Source organism: Curtobacterium sp. MCBA15_016, assembly GCF_001865105.1.
Lineage (GTDB): Bacteria > Actinomycetota > Actinomycetes > Actinomycetales > Microbacteriaceae > Curtobacterium.
In genome coordinates, this window is the sequence record NZ_MJGR01000043.1 from 1,482 (window position 1) to 2,240 (window position 759).

A 759-nucleotide genomic window follows, 5' to 3' on the forward strand; every position below is an offset into this window, starting at 1 on the left:
GAGCGGCCCGTCGGGGAGGGCGAAGCCGAGGTCCCGCCCGACCGTGCGGAGGAACCGGTCGGCGATGTGCACGCCGTTGTAGACCGTGCCCGTGGACTCGAAGCGGTAGGCCTCGGACGCCGAGGCGATGTACGGGCTCCCGGGCTCCACCACGCGGGAGCGGTCCGCGAAGTGCATCTCGAGCTGGCCCCTGGTGAGCCAGAACACGACGTGGTCGTCCCGCGGGCCGATGACGCCACCGCGCTTCCCGCCCTCGGCGCGCATCGTGCGGAGCGTCAGGTCGTCGTCGCCCACGACCGTGTACTCGTAGCGGGCGTCCTCGGTCGCGAACGTGTCGGAGGCGAAGTCCGAGCCGTGGTACTCAGCCTCGAAGATGTCGGAGTAGTCCGAGCCGTCGGCGTCCGCGAACCGCAGCCTGCGGAAGCCGTTCGTCGCCGCCTCGGTCATGGGCGCATCCTGCCATGGTTGCGCGTTCGGCGTCAGGGAATACCCTAGGGGGGTACCGTATTGACCATGACGGAGGCCAGCATGCACGAACACGTCGGCTACATCGGCGACAAGGACGACCTGCTCAAGCGACTCCGCCGAGCCGAGGGCCAGGTCCGCGGCATCGCCCGCATGGTCGAGGACGAGACGTACTGCATCGACGTCCTCACCCAGATCTCCGCAGCGAACCGGGCGCTCGAGCGTGTCGCCCTGTCGCTGCTCGAGGACCACCTCAAGCACTGCGTCGCCGAGGCCGTCGCCGAGGGCGGCGAG

Annotated in this window: 2 protein-coding genes; one reads left to right on the plus strand and one right to left on the minus strand. The window is 69.7% G+C overall.

The genetic code is table 11. The features are described from left to right. The coding region (locus BIV03_RS19850; RefSeq protein WP_175475912.1) for a hypothetical protein at positions 1-447 on the minus strand (447 nt) is incomplete at its 3' end. Between the two features lie 66 nt (positions 448-513). On the opposite strand from BIV03_RS19850, the gene BIV03_RS16045 reads away from it, so the two are divergent. Further along, positions 514-759 (plus strand): metal-sensitive transcriptional regulator (locus tag BIV03_RS16045; RefSeq protein ID WP_175475914.1); only part of this gene is annotated, 246 nt, incomplete at its 3' end.